Source organism: Yersinia mollaretii ATCC 43969, from assembly GCF_013282725.1.
Classification (GTDB): Bacteria; Pseudomonadota; Gammaproteobacteria; order Enterobacterales; family Enterobacteriaceae; genus Yersinia; species Yersinia mollaretii.
Genome location: NZ_CP054043.1, coordinates 2,539,471 through 2,557,859, shown reverse-complemented (window position 1 = coordinate 2,557,859; position 18,389 = coordinate 2,539,471). Strand labels below are relative to the sequence as shown.

The window sequence follows — 18,389 nt, the reverse complement described above, 5'->3', positions numbered from 1 at the left end:
TTATTACATCGCCCCTCCCTCAATAGAGAGGGGCAAATCCTACTTCACAGGGCTAAGGCTGGAATGGCCGGCGATTGAATTGGTCATGACCACATTTTGGGCAGAGTGGTAGCACTTCCGGGGTATAGAAGGCGAGATGATGATGGCACTTTTCGCAGACCAGATTCCCTAGCCCGACAACCTCACCACTGTGATAAACCCCATGATGACTAACATCTTTAAACACCTCGCGCCATTCTAGCTGGGTTTTATCGGTGATATCGGCCAACTCCTGCCATAAACTCTCTTTTATCACCCGCATAAATACACTGTCAGTGAATTCATCCTTACTCTCTTCGTAGCTACGCGCAAACTCTTCCAGATCACGGCGCACCGCCTGAATGATTTGCTCAACTTCACTGCGGGTTAACTCCTCTACAGCATCCAGCCGCTGTTCAGCGCTGTCCACCAGCTTATCGATATCACGTTCACCATTTTTCAAGCGTTCAGTCAGTGATGTCACTAACTCACGATAATATTGAGCTACCTTGTTCATAATCTCTCCTCGATCGACGGTTTGTGATAAAGCAAAGTTGTGATGAAGCACAAAAATCAACAGGCAAATTCTTACCCGCTGGCGATTATCTGGCTCCTGGGTTTAAAGCCACTTACTCAGATAATAAAGTTAACGTTAATAATTTTAGTCGTAAATGACTGAAGTCACTGCATCATCAGGGTGTTTCCCCCTCACTTTGGCAATTTCTGCCACCCACTACGCAGAAAAAGCCGCCTGTAGGGTGCTGAGTGTTGTTGCCGCTGCCGCTTATCGGCTATGCTATGCGGATCTCTCTTTATGATATGAAACAGATGATGCTACAGGCGTAGCTGTTTTTCACTATAGGACCACCGGCCGCCATGCAAGAGCAATACCGCCCAGAAGATATCGAAACGCAAGTACAGCTTCACTGGCAAGAGAAGCAGACGTTTAAAGTCACTGAAGACGCTAGCAAAGAAAAATATTACTGCCTATCTATGCTGCCGTACCCTTCAGGGCGCCTACATATGGGGCACGTTCGTAACTACACTATTGGTGATGTTATCTCCCGCTACCAACGTATGCTGGGCAAGAACGTGTTACAACCGATTGGCTGGGATGCATTTGGCCTACCTGCTGAAGGCGCTGCGGTAAAAAATAATACCGCCCCCGCTCCCTGGACCTACGACAATATCGAATACATGAAGAACCAGTTAAAACTACTGGGCTTCGGCTATGACTGGGATCGTGAAATTGCCACCTGTAAACCTGACTACTACCGTTGGGAACAGTGGTTCTTCACCAAGTTGTACGAAAAAGGCATGGTCTACAAAAAGACCTCTGCGGTTAACTGGTGTCCACACGATCTGACCGTGCTGGCGAACGAGCAGGTGATCGACGGTTGCTGCTGGCGCTGTGATACCAAAGTTGAACGTAAAGAGATCCCGCAGTGGTTTATCAAAATCACCGATTACGCTGATCAGTTGCTTAATGATCTGGACACGCTGGAAAGCTGGCCTGAGCAGGTGAAAACCATGCAGCGCAACTGGATTGGCCGCTCCGAAGGGGTTGATATCGTTTTCGATGTCGCGGATAGCGAAGATAAACTGTCTGTTTATACCACCCGTCCAGATACCTTTATGGGCGTGACCTATGTGGCGGTTGCTGCAGGTCATCCTCTGTCACTGCAAGCGGCTGAAACCAACCCTGCACTGGCCGATTTTGTTGCAGAATGCCGTAATACCAAGGTTGCCGAAGCTGAAATGGCCACCATGGAGAAAAAAGGCATGGCGACAGGTCTGTATGCCATCCATCCGCTAACTGGCGAGAAATTAGCTATCTGGGCCGCTAACTTTGTCTTGATGGATTACGGTACTGGTGCGGTCATGGCCGTTCCAGGCCACGATGCTCGTGACTGGGAGTTCGCCACCAAATACAACCTACCAATCAAACCGGTTATTTTGGCCGCAGACGGTAGCGAACCTGATGTCACGAAAGAAGCCCTGACCGAGAAAGGCGTCCTGTTCAACTCTGGCGAGTTTGATGGTTTGGATTACGAAGAGGGCTTTAATGCCATCGCCGACAAACTGGTCGCGCTCGGCGTGGGTCAGCGCAAAGTCAATTACCGCTTACGTGACTGGGGTGTCTCCCGCCAGCGTTATTGGGGTGCCCCAATCCCGATGGTGACACTGGAAGACGGTACTGTAGTACCGACGCCAGAAGATCAACTGCCGGTTATCCTGCCAGAAGATGTGGTGATGGACGGTATTTCCAGCCCAATCAAGGCAGATCCTGAGTGGGCTAAAACCACGGTGAATGGGATGCCGGGTCTGCGTGAAACCGATACCTTTGATACCTTTATGGAGTCATCTTGGTATTACGCGCGCTACACCTGTCCGCAATATGATGAAGGTATGCTGGACCCGGCCGCCGCCAACTACTGGCTGCCAGTCGATCAGTATGTCGGTGGTATCGAACATGCCATCATGCACCTGATGTACTTCCGCTTCTTCCACAAACTGCTGCGTGACGCAGGTCTGGTGGACTCCGATGAACCAGCCAAACGTCTGCTGTGTCAGGGCATGGTATTGGCAGATGCCTTCTACTACACCGGTACTGGCGGTGAACGTATTTGGGTTTCGCCGGTTGATGCTATCGTCGAACGTGATGATAAAGGCCGTATTATTAAAGCGACCGATGCTGAAGGCCATGAACTGGTGTATGCCGGTATGAGCAAAATGTCGAAATCGAAAAATAACGGTATCGACCCGCAGGTTATGGTAGAGAAATACGGTGCTGATACCGTACGTCTGTTTATGATGTTTGCTTCCCCGGCAGAAATGACCTTGGAATGGCAAGAGTCTGGCGTTGAAGGGGCTAACCGCTTCCTGAAACGTGTCTGGCGTCTGGTCTTTGATCACACAGCAAAAGGGGCCACTGCTCCGCTGGATATCGCCAGCCTGACGGACGAACAGAAATCTCTGCGTCGCGATCTGCACAAGACTATAGCTAAAGTCACTGATGATGTGGGTCGCCGTCAAACCTTCAACACCGCTATCGCTGCGGTGATGGAGTTGATGAACAAGTTAGGCCGCTCACCTCAGGAAACTGAGCAAGATCGCGCTCTGCTGCAAGAAGCATTACTGGCAGTGGTTCGGATGCTTTATCCCTTCACCCCTCACGTCTGCTTCACCTTGTGGCAAGCACTGGGTGGCGAAGGTGATATCGATACTGCACCATGGCCAATTGCTGATGAACAGGCGATGGTCGAAGACTCTAAGTTAGTTGTCGTACAGGTTAATGGTAAAGTGCGTGGCAGAATTACTGTGCCTGCCGATGCCACTGAAGAGCAAGTTCGCGAACGTGCTGGTCAAGAGCACTTGGTGGCTAAATACCTAGATGGGGTTACTGTGCGTAAAGTCATCTATGTCCCTGGCAAACTGCTTAACCTGGTTGTGGGTTAAGACAAGGAGGAGTTGTGCGACATCCTATTCTGACGCTGTTGCTGGGGTTAGCGGTGCTGGTCACCGCTGGCTGTGGCTTTAATCTGCGGGGCACCACTCAGGTGCCACCTGAACTGCAAAAATTATTGCTGGAAAGTGGCGATCCTTATGGCCCGCTAACCCGTGCAGTACGTCAACAATTGCGTTTAAGCAACGTCACCATTGTTGATGACCCAATGCGCAAAGACCTACCGGCCTTGCGGATAATTGGCTCATCCGAAAATCAGGATACCGTGTCAATCTTCCGAAACGGCGTGACGGCTGAGTACCAGTTAGTGTTGCATGTGCAGGCGCAGGTATTGATACCGGGTCATGATATTTACCCGCTACGAGTTAATATCTTCCGCTCCTTCTTCGATAACCCGCTGACTGCGCTGGCAAAAGATGCTGAAGCTGAGGTTCTTCGCCAAGAGATGCGCGATCAGGCGGCTCAGCAGTTAGTGCGGCAGCTCCTGACCGTACATGCTGCGGAAATCAAAAACGCACAGGAAAATGGTGATAAATCGGTTAGCAATAGCAATACAACCGGCACCGCTAAAACAGCCCCGGTCAAAGAGATTAATATCGGCAAACCTGCAGTCAGTACCCCTGCCCAATGATCCGAGTCTATCCTGAACAACTTGTCGCGCAGCTCCATGAGGGGCTGCGCGCTTGCTACCTGTTATGTGGCAATGAGCCATTACTGTTACAGGAGAGTCAGGACCATATTCGTCGAGTGGCAGCCCAACACGACTTCACCGAGCATTTCAGTTTTGCACTGGATGCCCACACCGAATGGGACAGCATCTTTAGCCTCTGTCAGGCGCTGAGTCTATTCGCCAGCCGTCAGACACTGCTTTTGAGTTTCCCTGACAGTGGGTTGACTGCACCAATGAACGAGCAATTGGTCAAATTATCCGGGCTACTACACCCCGATATTTTGCTGATATTGCGGGCAAACAAGCTCACCAAAGCACAAGAAAACAGCCCCTGGTTTAAGGCTCTCAGCAAGAACGGTGTTTTTGTTAGTTGCCAAACACCCGAACAGGCACAGCTTCCACGGTGGGTCAGCACACGTGCCAAGAGCTTGAGTCTGGATGTTGATGATGCCGCCATTCAACTGCTGTGTTACTGCTACGAAGGCAATTTGCTGGCGCTATCGCAAGCATTAGAACGCCTCTCCCTGCTCTATCCCGATGGCAAATTGACACTGCCAAAAGTCGAGCAAGCGGTCAATGATGCTGCGCATTTTACGCCGTATCACTGGCTGGATGCCTTACTCGCCGGTAAAAGCAAACGGGCATGGCATATCCTGCAACAGTTACAGCAGGAAGATAGCGAACCCATTATTTTGCTGCGCACCCTACAACGTGAATTATTGCAGTTGTTAACGCTCAAGCGCCGTATGGATCAGGTGCCACTACGAACTCTGTTTGATCAATTCAAAGTGTGGCAGAACCGCCGACCGATGATGACTCAAGCACTGCAACGTCTCTCCATGCAGCAACTGCATCAAGCCGTTCATTTGTTGACACAAATGGAAATTCGCCTGAAGCAGGATTATGGTCAATCCATCTGGCCTGAGTTAGAAACGCTGTCTATGCTGATGTGTGGCAAAATATTACCTGAGAGCTTTTTTGATGCCCAATAACTCCCCGACTCGCACACTACATGCCCTGTTCGGCGGTACTTTTGATCCAATCCATTATGGCCATTTGAAGCCAGTTGAAGCCTTGGCTCAGCAAGTTGGCCTACAACACATCATTTTACTGCCCAATAATGTACCGCCCCATCGTCCCCAACCTGAGGCCAATGCACAGCAGCGGCTAAAAATGGTTGAGTTGGCGGTTGCTGGCAATCCGCTGTTCAGCGTTGATTCGCGAGAGTTATTACGTGACGCGCCATCATTCACCATCGAGACACTGGAATCCCTGCGTAAAGAACGTGGTGCTGAACGGCCTTTAGCGTTTATTATTGGGCAGGACTCATTATTATCACTGCATAAATGGCATCGCTGGGAATCACTGTTGGATGTGTGCCATCTGTTAGTTTGTGCCCGTCCTGGTTACGCCCAAACACTGGAAACACCAGAGTTACAGCAGTGGCTCGACGAACACCGGGTCTTTGATCCACACCTGTTGAGCCAGCGACCACAGGGAACAATCTATCTGGCAGATACGCCGCTGTTAGATATTTCTGCGACCGATATTCGCCGTCGCCGCCATCATGGTGAAAGTTGTGATGATCTGTTACCGCGTGCTGTTCAGCGATATATTGAGTTACAAGGTCTGTATCGCGGCTGAGAGCCGAGGGTTTATATCCCGAGACATTGACCCATGTTATACTCCGCCGCTAAATTTCAGGTATTACCCTAGGGGGAACCTTTGCAAGGTAAAGCGCTCCAAGAATTTGTTATCGACAAGCTCGATGATTTGAAAGGCCAGGACATTATTGCTTTGGATGTTCAAGGTAAGTCCAGTATCACTGATTGCATGATCATTTGTACCGGTACGTCCACCCGCCATGTTATGGCGCTGGCAGACAATCTGGTACAGGAATCCCGTGTTGCAGGCATGATCCCACTGGGCGTTGAAGGTCAGGGTGTCTCTGACTGGGTTGTGGTTGATCTGGGCGAAGTCATTGTCCATGTGATGCAAGAAGAGAGTCGCCGTCTGTACGAATTGGAAAAACTCTGGAGCTAAGCGGTGAAACTGCAACTGGTAGCCGTCGGCACTAAAATGCCAGACTGGGTGCAGACAGGTTTTATCGATTACCTGCGCCGCTTTCCCAAAGATATGCCCTTCGAGTTGGTAGAGATACCGGCAGGTAAGCGGGGCAAGAATGCGGATATCAAACGCATTTTGGAAAAAGAGGGCGAGCTAATGCTGGCGGCGGTTGGCAAGAACAACCGCATTGTCACGCTGGATATCCCAGGCACTCCCTGGGAGACCCCGCAATTAGCTCAGCAATTAGAACGCTGGAAGCAGGATGGCCGTGATGTCAGTCTGTTGATTGGCGGGCCTGAGGGATTAGCCCCGGCCTGTAAAGCTGCCGCAGAGCAGAGCTGGTCGCTCTCTCCGCTAACGCTACCCCATCCTTTAGTGCGTGTTTTAGTGGCCGAGAGTCTCTACCGCGCCTGGAGTATTACGACCAATCACCCCTATCACCGGGAATAAGCGGGCGATGAACCTGAGTAAAATGATGGCTTTAAGTGATGTGCTGGTTTTGGGAAAAATGTGGGTTTTGGACAACATGAAGTAGCTGCGGGATGAAAAAAGAACCTAACTCTTTTCGCGACTATTCGGCTGAGTCAGCCCTGTTTGTCCGCCGTGCCTTGGTGGCTTTCCTCGGTATCCTGCTGCTAAGCGGGGTATTGGTCGCTAACATGTACAATTTGCAGATAGTGCGTTTCGAAGACTATCGCACCCGTTCCAATGAAAACCGCATCAAGCTGGTTCCTATCGCCCCGAGCCGTGGCATGATATTTGACCGCAACGGCACCCCACTGGCGATGAATCGCACTATTTATCAGCTAGAATTGATGCCGGAAAAAATCGAAGACCTCCCCGCCACACTCAATGCACTACGCCCGATAGTGGATTTGACGGATGAGGATATCGCCAATTTTGAAAAAGAGCGTAAGCGCTCACGCCGTTTTACCTCTATTGCGGTTAAAACACCGCTCACCGAGGTTCAGGTCGCCCGCTTCGCCGTTAACCAATTCCGCTTCCCCGGAATTGAAGTCAAAGGCTATCAGCGCCGCTTCTACCCCTATGGCTCTGCCCTGACCCACGTTATCGGGTATGTTTCCAAGATCAATGATAAAGATGTCGAACGGTTGGATAAAGAGGGCATTCTTGCTAACTATGCCGCAACCCACGATATCGGCAAACTGGGTATTGAGCGTTACTATGAATCTGTATTGCACGGCAAAACCGGTTATGAAGAAGTTGAAGTGAATAACCGTGGCCGAGTGATTCGCCAGTTGCATGAGCAACCACCGCAAGCCGGTAAAGATATCTATCTGACGCTCGATTTACACCTGCAAACTTATATTGAACAACTACTTAGCGGAAGTCGTGCTGCGGTAGTGGTCACGGACCCACGCACGGGTGGCATATTGGCCTTGGTGTCGAATCCAAGCTATGACCCAAATCTGTTTGTCGATGGCATCACCAACAAGGATTATCAGGGGCTGCTAAATGATCCTAACCGTCCACTGATTAACCGCGCCACTCAAGGTGTTTATCCTCCTGCATCGACGGTAAAACCCTATATCGCGGTTTCTGCACTGAGTGCTGGCGTCATCACCAAAAGTACTAGCCTGTTTGACCCCGGCTGGTGGCAACTTCCCGGCTCGGAAAAACGTTTCCGCGACTGGAAAAAATGGGGCCATGGTCGGTTGAATGTCACCAAAGCATTGGAGGAGTCGGCGGATACCTTCTTCTATCAGGTTGCTTATGACATGGGAATTGACCGCTTATCCGCATGGATGACCAAGTTTGGTTACGGTGAATATACTGGCATTGATCTCTCCGAAGAGCGGGCTGGTCTGATGCCAACGCGGGAATGGAAACAAAAACGCCACAAAAAACCGTGGTATCAAGGGGATACTATCCCAGTAGGCATCGGCCAGGGTTACTGGACAGCCACGCCAATTCAGATGGCAAAAGCATTGATGACACTGATTAATGATGGCGCGGTTAAAACACCCCACCTGCTGCAAAGCACACGAATTGATGGCGTATTAGTACCGTATAAACAAGAAGATACCACGCAAATTGGTGATATTCATTCTGGCTATTGGGAAATCGCCAAAGATGGCATGTATGGTGTCGCCAACCGCCCTAACGGGACAGGCCGTAAGTTCTTTGAAGGCACGCCGTATAAGGCTGCGGCAAAATCAGGGACGGCACAGGTTTACAGCTATGAAACCTATAATGCGCACAAAGTCGCGGAGCATTTGCGTGACCACAAATTGATGGTTGCCTTTGCCCCCTACGAAAACCCAACAGTGTCTGTTGCTATGATTCTGGAAAATGGCGGCGCGGGACCTGCGGTGGGTACCATTACTCGCCAAATCCTCGACCATATCCTGTTAGGTGATAACAATACTGAATTACCGGATGCGGCCCCTCTTCCTCCGGGTGTAGAAGCAGACTAGCTGAAGTGGATTAAGGTAACTCATGACTGATAATCAACAAAAAGGCTCTTTGTGGTACAAAATGCACATTGACCTGCCGTTTCTGCTTTGCGTCCTGGCGCTGCTGGCTTATAGCGCCTTCGTGATGTGGAGTGCGAGCGGGCAAGACATTGGCATGATGGAGCGCAAGGTCGGCCAAATTGCCATGGGTCTGGTTGTCATGTTGGTGATGGCACAGATACCGCCACGCGTCTATGAAAGCTGGGCACCCTACCTCTATTTTGTTTGCGTGATTTTACTGGTTCTGGTTGATGTTTTTGGTCAAATCAGTAAAGGGGCACAGCGCTGGTTAGATTTGGGCTTTATCCGCTTCCAACCCTCTGAAATTGCTAAAATTGCAGTGCCGTTAATGGTTGCACGATTTATGAACCGTGACGTCTGCCCACCTTCACTAAAAAATACTGGCATCGCGCTGATTTTAATCTTTATGCCGACCTTATTAGTGGCCGCTCAGCCCGACCTTGGCACCTCGATTCTGATTGCTGCCTCGGGTCTGTTTGTCCTATTCCTTTCGGGAATGAGCTGGCGTTTAATCGCTATTGCCGCCGTCTTGGTCGCGGGGTTTATTCCTATTTTGTGGTTCTTCCTGATGCATGGATATCAGCAGGATCGCGTGATGATGCTACTGGACCCAGAAAGTGATCCACTCGGTGCGGGTTATCATATTATTCAATCTAAAATTGCGATTGGCTCAGGTGGATTATCAGGCAAAGGCTGGCTGCATGGCACTCAGTCGCAGTTGGAATTCCTACCAGAGCGCCATACTGACTTCATCTTTGCCGTGCTGGCAGAGGAACTGGGATTAATTGGCTTTTTGGCGCTGTTGGGGCTTTATCTGTGTCTGATCATGCGCGGTTTGGTGATTGCTGCCCATGCACAAACTACCTTTGGCCGGGTTATGGTCGGGGGATTAATGCTGATACTCTTTGTTTATGTGTTTGTTAACGTAGGCATGGTCAGTGGAATTTTGCCTGTGGTTGGCGTACCTTTGCCTTTGGTCAGCTACGGAGGCTCGGCGCTGATAGTTCTGATGGCCGGGTTTGGTATCGTGATGTCGATACATACTCATCGAAAAATGTTATCTAAGAATTTATAGAGGTGAGCAATGCGTAAGGAATGGCTTTGGATCGGCATCGCAGGCGTGCTGTTATCGGCATGTACCAGTCAGCCCCCAGCACCACAACAACAAGTACAGCAGACGTACAATGGCCCAGTTGTCGAGATTGGTGGCGCAGAACCGCGCTACGAACCTTTCAATCCTAGTTTCAATCAGGATTATAAGGTTAATGGTCAATCCTATAGCATCGTCAAAGACCCACAAAACTTCTCCCAGATAGGCTTGGCGGCTTGGTATGGTGAAGAGGCTAACGGCAACACGACAGCGACCGGTGAAACCTTTGATCCCAATGCATTAACCGCCGCCCACCCGACGTTACCCATTCCAAGTTATGTACGGGTCACCAACGTCAGCAATGGTCGCCAGATTGTGGTACGCGTGAATGATCGTGGCCCATACACCTCAGGGCGGGTGATTGATTTATCCAAAGCGGCTGCCGATCGCCTTAATATCTCAAATAATACCAAGGTGAAGATTGATTTTATCAATGTCGCACCCGATGGTTCACTATCTGGCCCCGGCATGGTGGGAACCACCATCGCCAAACAGAGTTATGCGTTACCGAGCCGTCCCGATTTAGGCTCCAGCGGGATGGGGACACCAATACAGCAGGATGCCCCTGCAGTCAGTGCGCCGGTACTCCCTATCGATAATAGTCATTTGTCTGGCGCTGATGCCACGCAGCCTGTCGCGCCACAAAGCAGCGGCTTCCTGCGTGCATCGACCCCAGTGCCAGTCGGCGTGCTGGAAGGTTCAGAACCTGCCACGGTGTCATCTTCAGCAATGAGTTCAGCACCCGTCACGCCACCGGTTGTCGCCAATCCAGGCCCCGTCACATCCTCAGTCGCCTCAGCATCAACTGGCGCAGCAACGTCAGGCGGTTATGGCTATGTGGTTCAGGTCGGGGCATTGAGTGATGCTCAGCGGGCGCAAACTTGGCAGCAAAGCCTGAGTCAACGTTTCGGTGTACCGGGCAAAGTAGCCACCAATGGCAGCGTACACCGTGTCCAACTTGGGCCGTTTAGTAGCCGTCAGCAGGCCGTTGAACTGCAACAGCGCCTGTCGAGCGAAGCACAGCAACAGTCATTTGTGGTTGCGGCACCTTAAGCCGGACACGCCTTGTAGCAATTTAAGGCTGAGCAGATAAAAATAACCGTAACCGACTGTACAAACAGGATGTTACGGTTGAGGCCATAACAGTCACTGGGGGTGATAACCTCCAGTGCAAATATATAAACGCCGCATAAGTACATTACCCAAATCAATTGGTGTTGCCTTTAGCCAGCAAGAGCGGCTAACACAGCTGCAACGCCAATTAAGCAGGGTATGTTATAGTGTGGCACGTTCTTAACTTACTCCCACGGATGTTGTTGTCCTGATCATGAAATATGTAACTACTTCTCGCATTATCAAGAGCCTGGCGCTCGGCACTGTTATTGTTATGAGCGCAGCTTCTGCTGCAAACGCTGATGACGTCAATCTGAAAACCATGATCCCCGGCGTGCCACAGATCGACGCGGAAGCCTATATTCTGATTGATTACAACTCAGGCAAAGTATTGGCAGAAATGAATGCTGATGCACGCCGTAACCCAGCCAGCTTGACCAAAATGATGACCAGTTATGTTATCGGTCAGGCGATTAAAGCGGGCAAAATCGGGCCGGAAGATATGGTTACCGTGGGTAAAGATGCTTGGGCGACCGGCAATCCGGAATTCCAAGGCTCCTCGTTGATGTTCCTGAAACCCGGTGACCGCGTCCCGGTCTCAAAACTGACCCGGGGTATCAACCTGCAATCGGGTAACGATGCTTGTGTGGCGATGGCCGATTACGTCGCTGGCAGCCAAGACTCATTCGTTAACCTGATGAATAACTACGTTAACGCGCTGGGCTTGCAAAATACCCATTTCAAAACCGTGCACGGCTTAGATGCTGATGGTCAATTCAGCTCTGCGCGTGATATGGCACTGATTGGTCAAGCGCTGATTCGTGATGTACCGGATGAGTACACCATCTACAAAGAGAAAGAGTTCACATTCAACAATATCCGTCAGATGAACCGTAACGGTTTACTGTGGGATACCAGCTTGAATGTTGATGGCATCAAAACCGGCCATACTGCCTCTGCTGGCTATAATTTGGTGGCCTCAGCCACTGATGGGCAAATGCGTTTGATTTCTGCCGTGCTGGGTGGGCGCACTTATAAAGGCCGCGAAACTGAAAGCAAGAAATTGCTAACATGGGGCTTCCGTTTCTTTGAAACCGTGGCACCACTGAAAGTCGGTAAAGAGTTTGCTTCAGAGCCAGTCTGGTTTGGTGACAGTGATCGCGTGCAGTTGGGCGTTGATAAAGACGTATACCTGACGATTCCACGTGGTCGCATGAAAGATCTGAAAGCCAGCTATGTGCTGAATACACCTGAAATTCATGCCCCACTGGCAAAAAATCAGGTTGTCGGGATGATTAACTTCCAGTTGGATGGCAAAACTATCGACCAGCGCCCACTGGTGGTAATGAATGAAGTGAAAGAGGGCGGAATCTTTAGCCGCATGGTGGATTACATCAAATTGATGTTCCACCGCTGGTTCGGCTAATCATTTGGTACTGAGAGCACTGAGTGCTTGAAAGCCAGAAAATTGCCCCCACATTATAAATAATATAAAACTCCCGCTCCGGCGGGAGTTATAATTTTGTAGCTGAATACATTTTGTCATTCAGTGATACAACCCAGGAGCGCACATGAAAACTAAACTGCACGAACTGCTTGAGTTCCCTTGTTCTTTTACCTACAAGGTAATGGGCATTGCTGAGCCTCGATTGGTTACTCAGGTGGTTGAAGTGGTACAGCGCCATGCTCCGGGTGACTACACCCCGCAGGTAAAACCGAGCAGCAAAGGCAACTATCACTCCGTTTCAATCACCATCACCGCGACCCATATTGATCAGGTGGAAACGCTGTACGAAGAGTTAGGTAAGCTTGAATTGGTGCGGATGGTACTGTAATCGACACGGACTGCTACAGGTAAACTATCCAATCTAAACCTATAATGCCCGGACTGGGATGACCACTCCGGGCTTTATTTTTTACCCATTAACTCAATTGTCGCACCATCAAGCCTGCTTTTATAATTATCAAATCTGTTTTTACATGCCAAAATAGTGGCTCCACACCACTGGGCTGGTATACTGACGCCACCATTTCTGTAACCAGATGATGCCTCGCTTGCAACAACACAAGATCATTTTACGTCAGCTGGGGTTACAACCTTATGCCCCCGTATCCCAAGCTATGCATAACTTCACTGAGTTCCGCACTGATACTACAGCGGATGAAATCTGGCTGGTTGAGCATCAGCAAGTCTTCACTCAGGGTCAGGCAGGAAAAGCTGAACATCTCTTGATGCCCGGTGATATTCCGGTAATCCAAAGTGATAGGGGCGGCCAAGTCACCTACCACGGTCCCGGACAGCAGGTGATGTATATCATGATTGATCTCAAACGCGCCAAAATGGGCGTGCGACAGCTAGTGACGGCGATTGAGAATACGGTGATACAAACACTGGCCTCTTTTGACATTGATTCACAGGCCCGGCCGGATGCGCCCGGCGTCTACGTTGGTCAGCAGAAGATATGCTCACTGGGGCTACGTATCCGCAGAGGCTGCTCGTTTCATGGTCTGGCATTAAATATCGCTATGGATCTGGAACCTTTCCAGCGCATTAATCCCTGTGGCTATGCGGGGATGCAAATGACCCAAGTCAGTGCGTTGAAAGCGGCTACAACCGTAGCGGATATCCAGCCGATATTAGTGCGCGAATTCACCCGCCAGCTAGGTTACCCAGACGCAGAGCTTTACCCTTGGTCATTGACTGATTATTTATCCTCTGACGCATTACAAGTGACCCAACAGATACCATGACAGCTTCGAGTTAAGAAGCGTAAATTGGGGCTGAATGCGGTGGGGTAAAGATGTTATGATTTTATACAATTTTCAAATATTTTTTAACGAAAGCTGCATCACGTTGAATTCAATGAAAAATCTCAAATTGAGAGATTCAGAACTGGAACCTGCACGATTATGAGTAAACCGATTCAGATGGAACGCGGCGTAAAATACCGTGACGCAGATAAAATGGCGTTAATCCCGATTAAAACCGTGGTTACCGAACGTCAGGAGCTGCTGCGTAAGCCCGAATGGATGAAGATCAAACTCCCTGCCGACTCCGGTCGTATTCAGGGCATCAAGGCCGCACTGCGTAAAAACGGTCTGCATTCGGTTTGCGAAGAAGCCTCCTGCCCTAACCTCTCTGAGTGTTTTAACCACGGCACGGCGACCTTTATGATCCTCGGCGCAATTTGTACTCGCCGTTGTCCATTCTGTGATGTAGCACATGGCCGCCCGGTCACACCGGATGCCAATGAGCCAGAAAAACTGGGGCAGACCATTCAAGATATGGGCCTGCGCTATGTTGTGATCACCTCAGTTGACCGTGATGACCTGCGTGATGGCGGTGCTCAGCATTTTGCTGATTGTATCTCCGCGATTCGTGCCAAGAATCCAACCATTAAGATTGAAACGCTGGTGCCTGATTTCCGTGGCCGTATGGATCGCGCATTAGATATTTTGACCGCCACACCACCCGATGTATTTAACCACAATCTGGAAAACGTTCCACGGGTCTATCGCCAAGTGCGCCCCGGCGCTAACTACGAGTGGTCGCTCAAATTATTGGAACGCTTTAAAGAAGCGCATCCTGATATCCCAACCAAGTCTGGTTTGATGGTCGGTCTGGGTGAAACAAATGCTGAAATCGTTGAAGTTATGCGTGATTTACGCCGTCACGGGGTAACCATGTTAACGCTAGGCCAATACTTGCAGCCTAGCCGTCACCATTTGCCAGTACAGCGTTATGTCAGCCCGGCTGAGTTTGATGAAATGAAAGCGGAAGCTATGGCGATGGGCTTTACCCATGCAGCTTGCGGCCCGTTTGTTCGCTCCTCTTACCACGCTGACCTGCAAGCAAAAGGTTTGGAAGTCAAATAAGCATATCGGGCCTGAACATCCATTCAGGCCCGATATGACTGAAATAATTTATTACACCTTATACTGCAGACAACCAAAAACGGATTTCCAATGGAGATCCGTTTTTTGTCATCAGGCATAATATTAATGCCGATAATAATGTCGCAAATGTATGATCGCGCTGCCCTGTTAGCTCAAAAAACCACTAAACCTGCGGCAACAATCAGTCTTTGTGCTCGATCGGCGGTGTTGTTTTGGTTTCAGTTGCGGCTTTAGACTCAGCGGTAGAACCCGCTGCTGGCGCATCATCATTACCCATGGCTTTTTTGAAGCCTTTTAAAGCTGCGCCCAAATCCGCACCCAGCGTGCGTAATTTACTCGTCCCAAACAACAACACAATCAGTATGCCAACAACCAACAATTTGGTGATGCTGATACCTTCCATATATACCTTCTTGATGAGTTCTGTTCATTAAATCATGGGCTATTTACGAATAAATTTCCGATTAAAACAAGAGTAATATGTAACAGATTTCGTTAGTGAACTATGATTTACTCAAGAGTCTATTCTCGCTCATTTTGACTCATTCCGGATGAGACATTGCCGTTAACATCCCCCCAAAGTAAAAAACGAGGGAACCGCCAATTGCCTTATTCAACCAGAATAAACACCCGTCGATCGGGATTAAGTTTCGCTAAAAGGACTTATTTACCTCGAGCATTTGGCTTAGGTATTGGCATGTTATGTGTTAGCTCCGTGCTCTACACTCAGAATGCACCGCTGTGGTTATGGATAGCGCTCACACTCAACGGGTTAGTCTGGCCACACATCGCATTCCTGCTAGCTTCGCGCTCTGAAGAACCATTTGAGCAAGAAATACTCAACATGAAAATAGACTCAGCCCTCGGTGGGGTCTGGGTGGCGATAATGTCGTTCAATGCTCTGCCATCCGTTGTCATTTTATCAATGATGAGTATGAATAATATTGCTTCAGGCGGCAAAAACGTGTTTTGCAAAGGGCTGGCATTACAAATTGCCTGTAGCTTATTGACCGCATGGATATTTAATTTACCTTTTAAACCTGAAACCTCACCACTTCAGGTCTATGCCTGCCTACCAATGATCATCGTCTACCCTTCCCTACTGGGATTAGTGACCTATCGAACAGCAAAACGTCTGGCCGAAAATAAAGAAGAGCTGTTACGCATCAGCGTCAGAGATGGATTGACTGGGTTATATAACCGCAGGCATTGGGAGCATCAGTTACATAATCAATTTGACAGTTGTCGACGTTATCAGCATGGCGCCACTCTGATTTTACTTGATATTGACAACTTCAAATCTATTAATGACACTTTTGGTCATGCTGTCGGCGACGATGCGATAACCGTCCTTGCCGAAGAGTTATTACTGGGGTTGAGGGCCATTGATATTGTTGGCCGCTATGGTGGAGATGAGTTTGGCGCTATTTTGCCCAATACAACGGCAGAACAGACACGGGAAGTATTAACACGAATTCAGGAGAAGCTGGCCGATTTGGTTTTTGCACAAGCGCCATCCCTGCAATTGAGAGTTAGCGCCGGTATCGCTGATTATCGGCATGACATGATTAACTATCAGCAATGGCTGAAAGCCGCCGACTCCGCACTGTATCTGGCAAAAGATAATGGCCGTAATCGTATTGAATTGGCGAGCTAAGTTGCGGGCTACAAATTAGCATTCACTCAGTGTATTATTAGCTTTCAAGCATTGACCTTTAAATGCTGGAGATGACATCGCCCATCAAGGCTGATGATGTCTACGTAACCTTTTCACTAAGGCCGTAGCGTTACGCCTAAGCCTTTCTGAAAGCCTCTATAACGACAAAGTACCCGCACAGCAGGTATTCATAAAGAAAGGTATTTATGTTTAATACATTACTTGCAGTATTTATTGGTGGTGGTGTCGGCAGTGTAGCCCGCTGGTTGGTCAGCATGAAGCTAAACAGTCTATCGCACAATATCCCGGTAGGGACACTGGTGGTAAACCTGATTGGGGCCTTTATTATTGGCCTGACATTGGCACTTTTTACCCGACTTACACATATTGATCCCGTTTGGAAGTTACTGATTACCACCGGTTTCTGTGGTGGCTTAACTACGTTTTCCACCTTCTCTGTCGAAGTGGTCTATTTAATTCAGGATGGTAAACTGGCCTGGGCCGCAGGTACGGTCCTACTGAATCTGGCGGGTTCACTTGCTATGACCATGTTGGCCTTTCTGTTGGTCAATCACTTCACAGGGCAGTAATACCACGAGTTGCACCGTCTTAATGTTTTCTTAATCTACGAGCCCGATAATCATGGTGTAGAGAACAGTTAACCGATGGTGGTAGCTGAAGTGCTGGATATGGCTATGTTTGGATTACCTAAAACGCGGATTGAGTGGATAACAGTGATTTTCTGCCTGTTTATCACCGTGCTTTTTTTAAAAATATATCTCTTTTAGCAAGTGCCATTTCTTTCGCGATACAGTGCTACCCATAAAAAAGCACTGCTCATAAAAAACCCGCCTATTGAGGCGGGTTTTAAGAGATATGGGCTACTTAGATAGCGATAACATTAGCAGCAGATGGCCCTTTGGCACCGTTCGTGATTTCAAATTCTACACGCTGGCCTTCAGCAAGAGTTTTGAAACCGTTGCTAGCGATGGCTGAGAAATGAACGAAAACGTCCTTGCTGCCATCTTCTGGGGTAATGAAGCCGAAACCTTTGGACTCATTGAACCACTTAACGCTACCTTTAATCTTAGACATCAAACTTACCTTTACGTGGAATGTTGGACACAAAATGTGTGTCAGATACAGTACAGCAATAGAACCGATTCTTGTCCACAGCAGAGATCACAAAAAAGAGATAAAAAGAGAAAACCCCACCTTTTAATGCTCATTTTTAGCACAGAAAACCGCATTTTTTGCTTTTTCAGCTCACCTTAACTGGGTCTAAAAACCCGCCATAAAACCGCCAGACTGTATCTGAAAGCTATTCCCCTGTATTATACTTACCCATTGGATACGCTAATATGAGATGCATGATGAACGGTAGAATAACAACTTTTTTTGAAGATAAAGGCTTTGGTTTTATCACCGATGAGAACGGAGATAACCGTTATTTTCACGTTATTAAAGTTGCTAATCCCGAGATGATCAAAAAAGGGGCAGAGGTCACTTTTGAGCCGACAACCAATACCAAAGGATTGTCCGCATTTGCAGTCAAAGTGGCTATTGAGAGTAAATATATATTCATCGCCAACGAGAGAATCAAACTCACCAGCATTAAGTCATTCAATACTTTCACTAAAGAAGTTCCTGCGCAGGCTGAAGTCGACAAAGCGAATACCGTCCTCTCAGTAAATTTACTGATGAATAAAATCCGGCCGCAGGAAGAGGATATTGCAGAAAAAATGGTACCACTGAAAATGTTGTCGATAACCACATTTCAAAATGTCACTTATACATTTTCAGAGCATGAAGTCGATATTGAGAGTACGGTTGCTAAGTTGAAGTGTATTTAA

19 protein-coding genes are annotated in these 18,389 nt (G+C 48.8%); 16 read left to right on the top strand and 3 right to left on the bottom strand.

What is annotated here, in order from left to right; translation table 11 throughout:
- Positions 1 to 52: 52 nt before the first annotated feature.
- Positions 53 to 535, bottom strand: coding sequence for a zinc ribbon-containing protein (locus HRD69_RS11300; RefSeq protein ID WP_032812917.1), 483 nt, complete (start codon positions 533 to 535; stop codon positions 53 to 55).
- 359 nt (positions 536 to 894) lie between these two features.
- Between HRD69_RS11300 and leuS the strand changes: the two genes are divergently transcribed.
- From leuS to lipA, 13 genes are all read left to right on the top strand, one after another.
- The gene (gene leuS, locus HRD69_RS11295) at positions 895 to 3,477 is read left to right on the top strand and encodes a leucine--tRNA ligase (RefSeq protein WP_004873316.1); all 2,583 of its coding nucleotides are present in this window, start codon (positions 895 to 897) and stop codon (positions 3,475 to 3,477) included.
- 14 nt (positions 3,478 to 3,491) lie between these two features.
- Positions 3,492 to 4,115, top strand: coding sequence for an LPS assembly lipoprotein LptE (gene lptE, locus HRD69_RS11290; protein ID WP_004873317.1), 624 nt, complete (start codon positions 3,492 to 3,494; stop codon positions 4,113 to 4,115).
- Positions 4,112 to 5,146, top strand: a complete 1,035-nt coding sequence (holA, locus tag HRD69_RS11285; protein WP_032812918.1) for a DNA polymerase III subunit delta — start codon at positions 4,112 to 4,114, stop codon at positions 5,144 to 5,146. The genes lptE and holA overlap by 4 nt, the downstream gene beginning before the upstream one ends.
- Positions 5,136 to 5,798, top strand: coding sequence for a nicotinate-nucleotide adenylyltransferase (gene nadD, locus HRD69_RS11280; protein WP_032812919.1), 663 nt, complete (start codon positions 5,136 to 5,138; stop codon positions 5,796 to 5,798). Before holA ends, nadD begins: the two co-directional genes overlap by 11 nt.
- Before the next feature lie 81 nt (positions 5,799 to 5,879).
- Positions 5,880 to 6,197, top strand: coding sequence for a ribosome silencing factor (gene rsfS / locus HRD69_RS11275; protein WP_004873320.1), 318 nt, complete (start codon positions 5,880 to 5,882; stop codon positions 6,195 to 6,197).
- A 3-nt stretch (positions 6,198 to 6,200) separates the two neighbouring features.
- Positions 6,201 to 6,671: a 23S rRNA (pseudouridine(1915)-N(3))-methyltransferase RlmH gene (gene rlmH, locus HRD69_RS11270; RefSeq protein WP_004390602.1), complete on the top strand. Its 471-nt coding sequence runs from the start codon at positions 6,201 to 6,203 to the stop codon at positions 6,669 to 6,671.
- Between the two features lie 92 nt (positions 6,672 to 6,763).
- Positions 6,764 to 8,659: a peptidoglycan DD-transpeptidase MrdA gene (gene mrdA, locus HRD69_RS11265; RefSeq protein ID WP_004873321.1), complete on the top strand. Its 1,896-nt coding sequence runs from the start codon at positions 6,764 to 6,766 to the stop codon at positions 8,657 to 8,659.
- 22 nt (positions 8,660 to 8,681) lie between these two features.
- Positions 8,682 to 9,794, top strand: coding sequence for a peptidoglycan glycosyltransferase MrdB (mrdB, locus tag HRD69_RS11260; RefSeq protein WP_004873322.1), 1,113 nt, complete (start codon positions 8,682 to 8,684; stop codon positions 9,792 to 9,794).
- 9 nt (positions 9,795 to 9,803) lie between these two features.
- The gene (rlpA, locus tag HRD69_RS11255; protein WP_004873323.1) at positions 9,804 to 10,922 is read left to right on the top strand and encodes an endolytic peptidoglycan transglycosylase RlpA; all 1,119 of its coding nucleotides are present in this window, start codon (positions 9,804 to 9,806) and stop codon (positions 10,920 to 10,922) included.
- A 274-nt stretch (positions 10,923 to 11,196) separates the two neighbouring features.
- Positions 11,197 to 12,408, top strand: a complete 1,212-nt coding sequence (gene dacA / locus HRD69_RS11250) for a D-alanyl-D-alanine carboxypeptidase DacA (RefSeq protein ID WP_032812925.1) — start codon at positions 11,197 to 11,199, stop codon at positions 12,406 to 12,408.
- A 145-nt stretch (positions 12,409 to 12,553) separates the two neighbouring features.
- Positions 12,554 to 12,817, top strand: coding sequence for a DUF493 family protein YbeD (gene ybeD / locus HRD69_RS11245; RefSeq protein ID WP_032812927.1), 264 nt, complete (start codon positions 12,554 to 12,556; stop codon positions 12,815 to 12,817).
- Between the two features lie 208 nt (positions 12,818 to 13,025).
- Positions 13,026 to 13,733, top strand: a complete 708-nt coding sequence (lipB, locus tag HRD69_RS11240) for a lipoyl(octanoyl) transferase LipB (protein ID WP_004873326.1) — start codon at positions 13,026 to 13,028, stop codon at positions 13,731 to 13,733.
- A gap of 159 nt (positions 13,734 to 13,892) precedes the next feature.
- On the top strand, positions 13,893 to 14,858 hold the full coding sequence (lipA, locus tag HRD69_RS11235) for a lipoyl synthase (RefSeq protein WP_004873327.1): 966 nt from the start codon (positions 13,893 to 13,895) through the stop codon (positions 14,856 to 14,858).
- Positions 14,859 to 15,060: 202 nt separating this feature from the next.
- Here lipA and tatA read toward each other — a convergent pair whose 3' ends face one another.
- Complete coding sequence (tatA, locus tag HRD69_RS11230) at positions 15,061 to 15,282, bottom strand: Sec-independent protein translocase subunit TatA (protein WP_004873328.1); 222 nt, start codon at positions 15,280 to 15,282, stop codon at positions 15,061 to 15,063.
- Between the two features lie 294 nt (positions 15,283 to 15,576).
- Here tatA and HRD69_RS11225 point away from each other — a divergent pair, with 294 nt between their 5' ends.
- The gene (locus HRD69_RS11225) at positions 15,577 to 16,536 is read left to right on the top strand and encodes a diguanylate cyclase (RefSeq protein ID WP_425330487.1); all 960 of its coding nucleotides are present in this window, start codon (positions 15,577 to 15,579) and stop codon (positions 16,534 to 16,536) included.
- A 206-nt stretch (positions 16,537 to 16,742) separates the two neighbouring features.
- On the top strand, positions 16,743 to 17,126 hold the full coding sequence (gene crcB, locus HRD69_RS11220) for a fluoride efflux transporter CrcB (protein WP_004873330.1): 384 nt from the start codon (positions 16,743 to 16,745) through the stop codon (positions 17,124 to 17,126).
- A 295-nt stretch (positions 17,127 to 17,421) separates the two neighbouring features.
- Here crcB and cspE read toward each other — a convergent pair whose 3' ends face one another.
- Entirely contained in the window at positions 17,422 to 17,631 is a 210-nt protein-coding gene (gene cspE / locus HRD69_RS11215) for a transcription antiterminator/RNA stability regulator CspE (RefSeq protein ID WP_002210315.1), read from the bottom strand.
- 278 nt (positions 17,632 to 17,909) lie between these two features.
- Here cspE and HRD69_RS11210 point away from each other — a divergent pair, with 278 nt between their 5' ends.
- Positions 17,910 to 18,389, top strand: a complete 480-nt coding sequence (locus HRD69_RS11210) for a cold-shock protein (protein WP_032812931.1) — start codon at positions 17,910 to 17,912, stop codon at positions 18,387 to 18,389.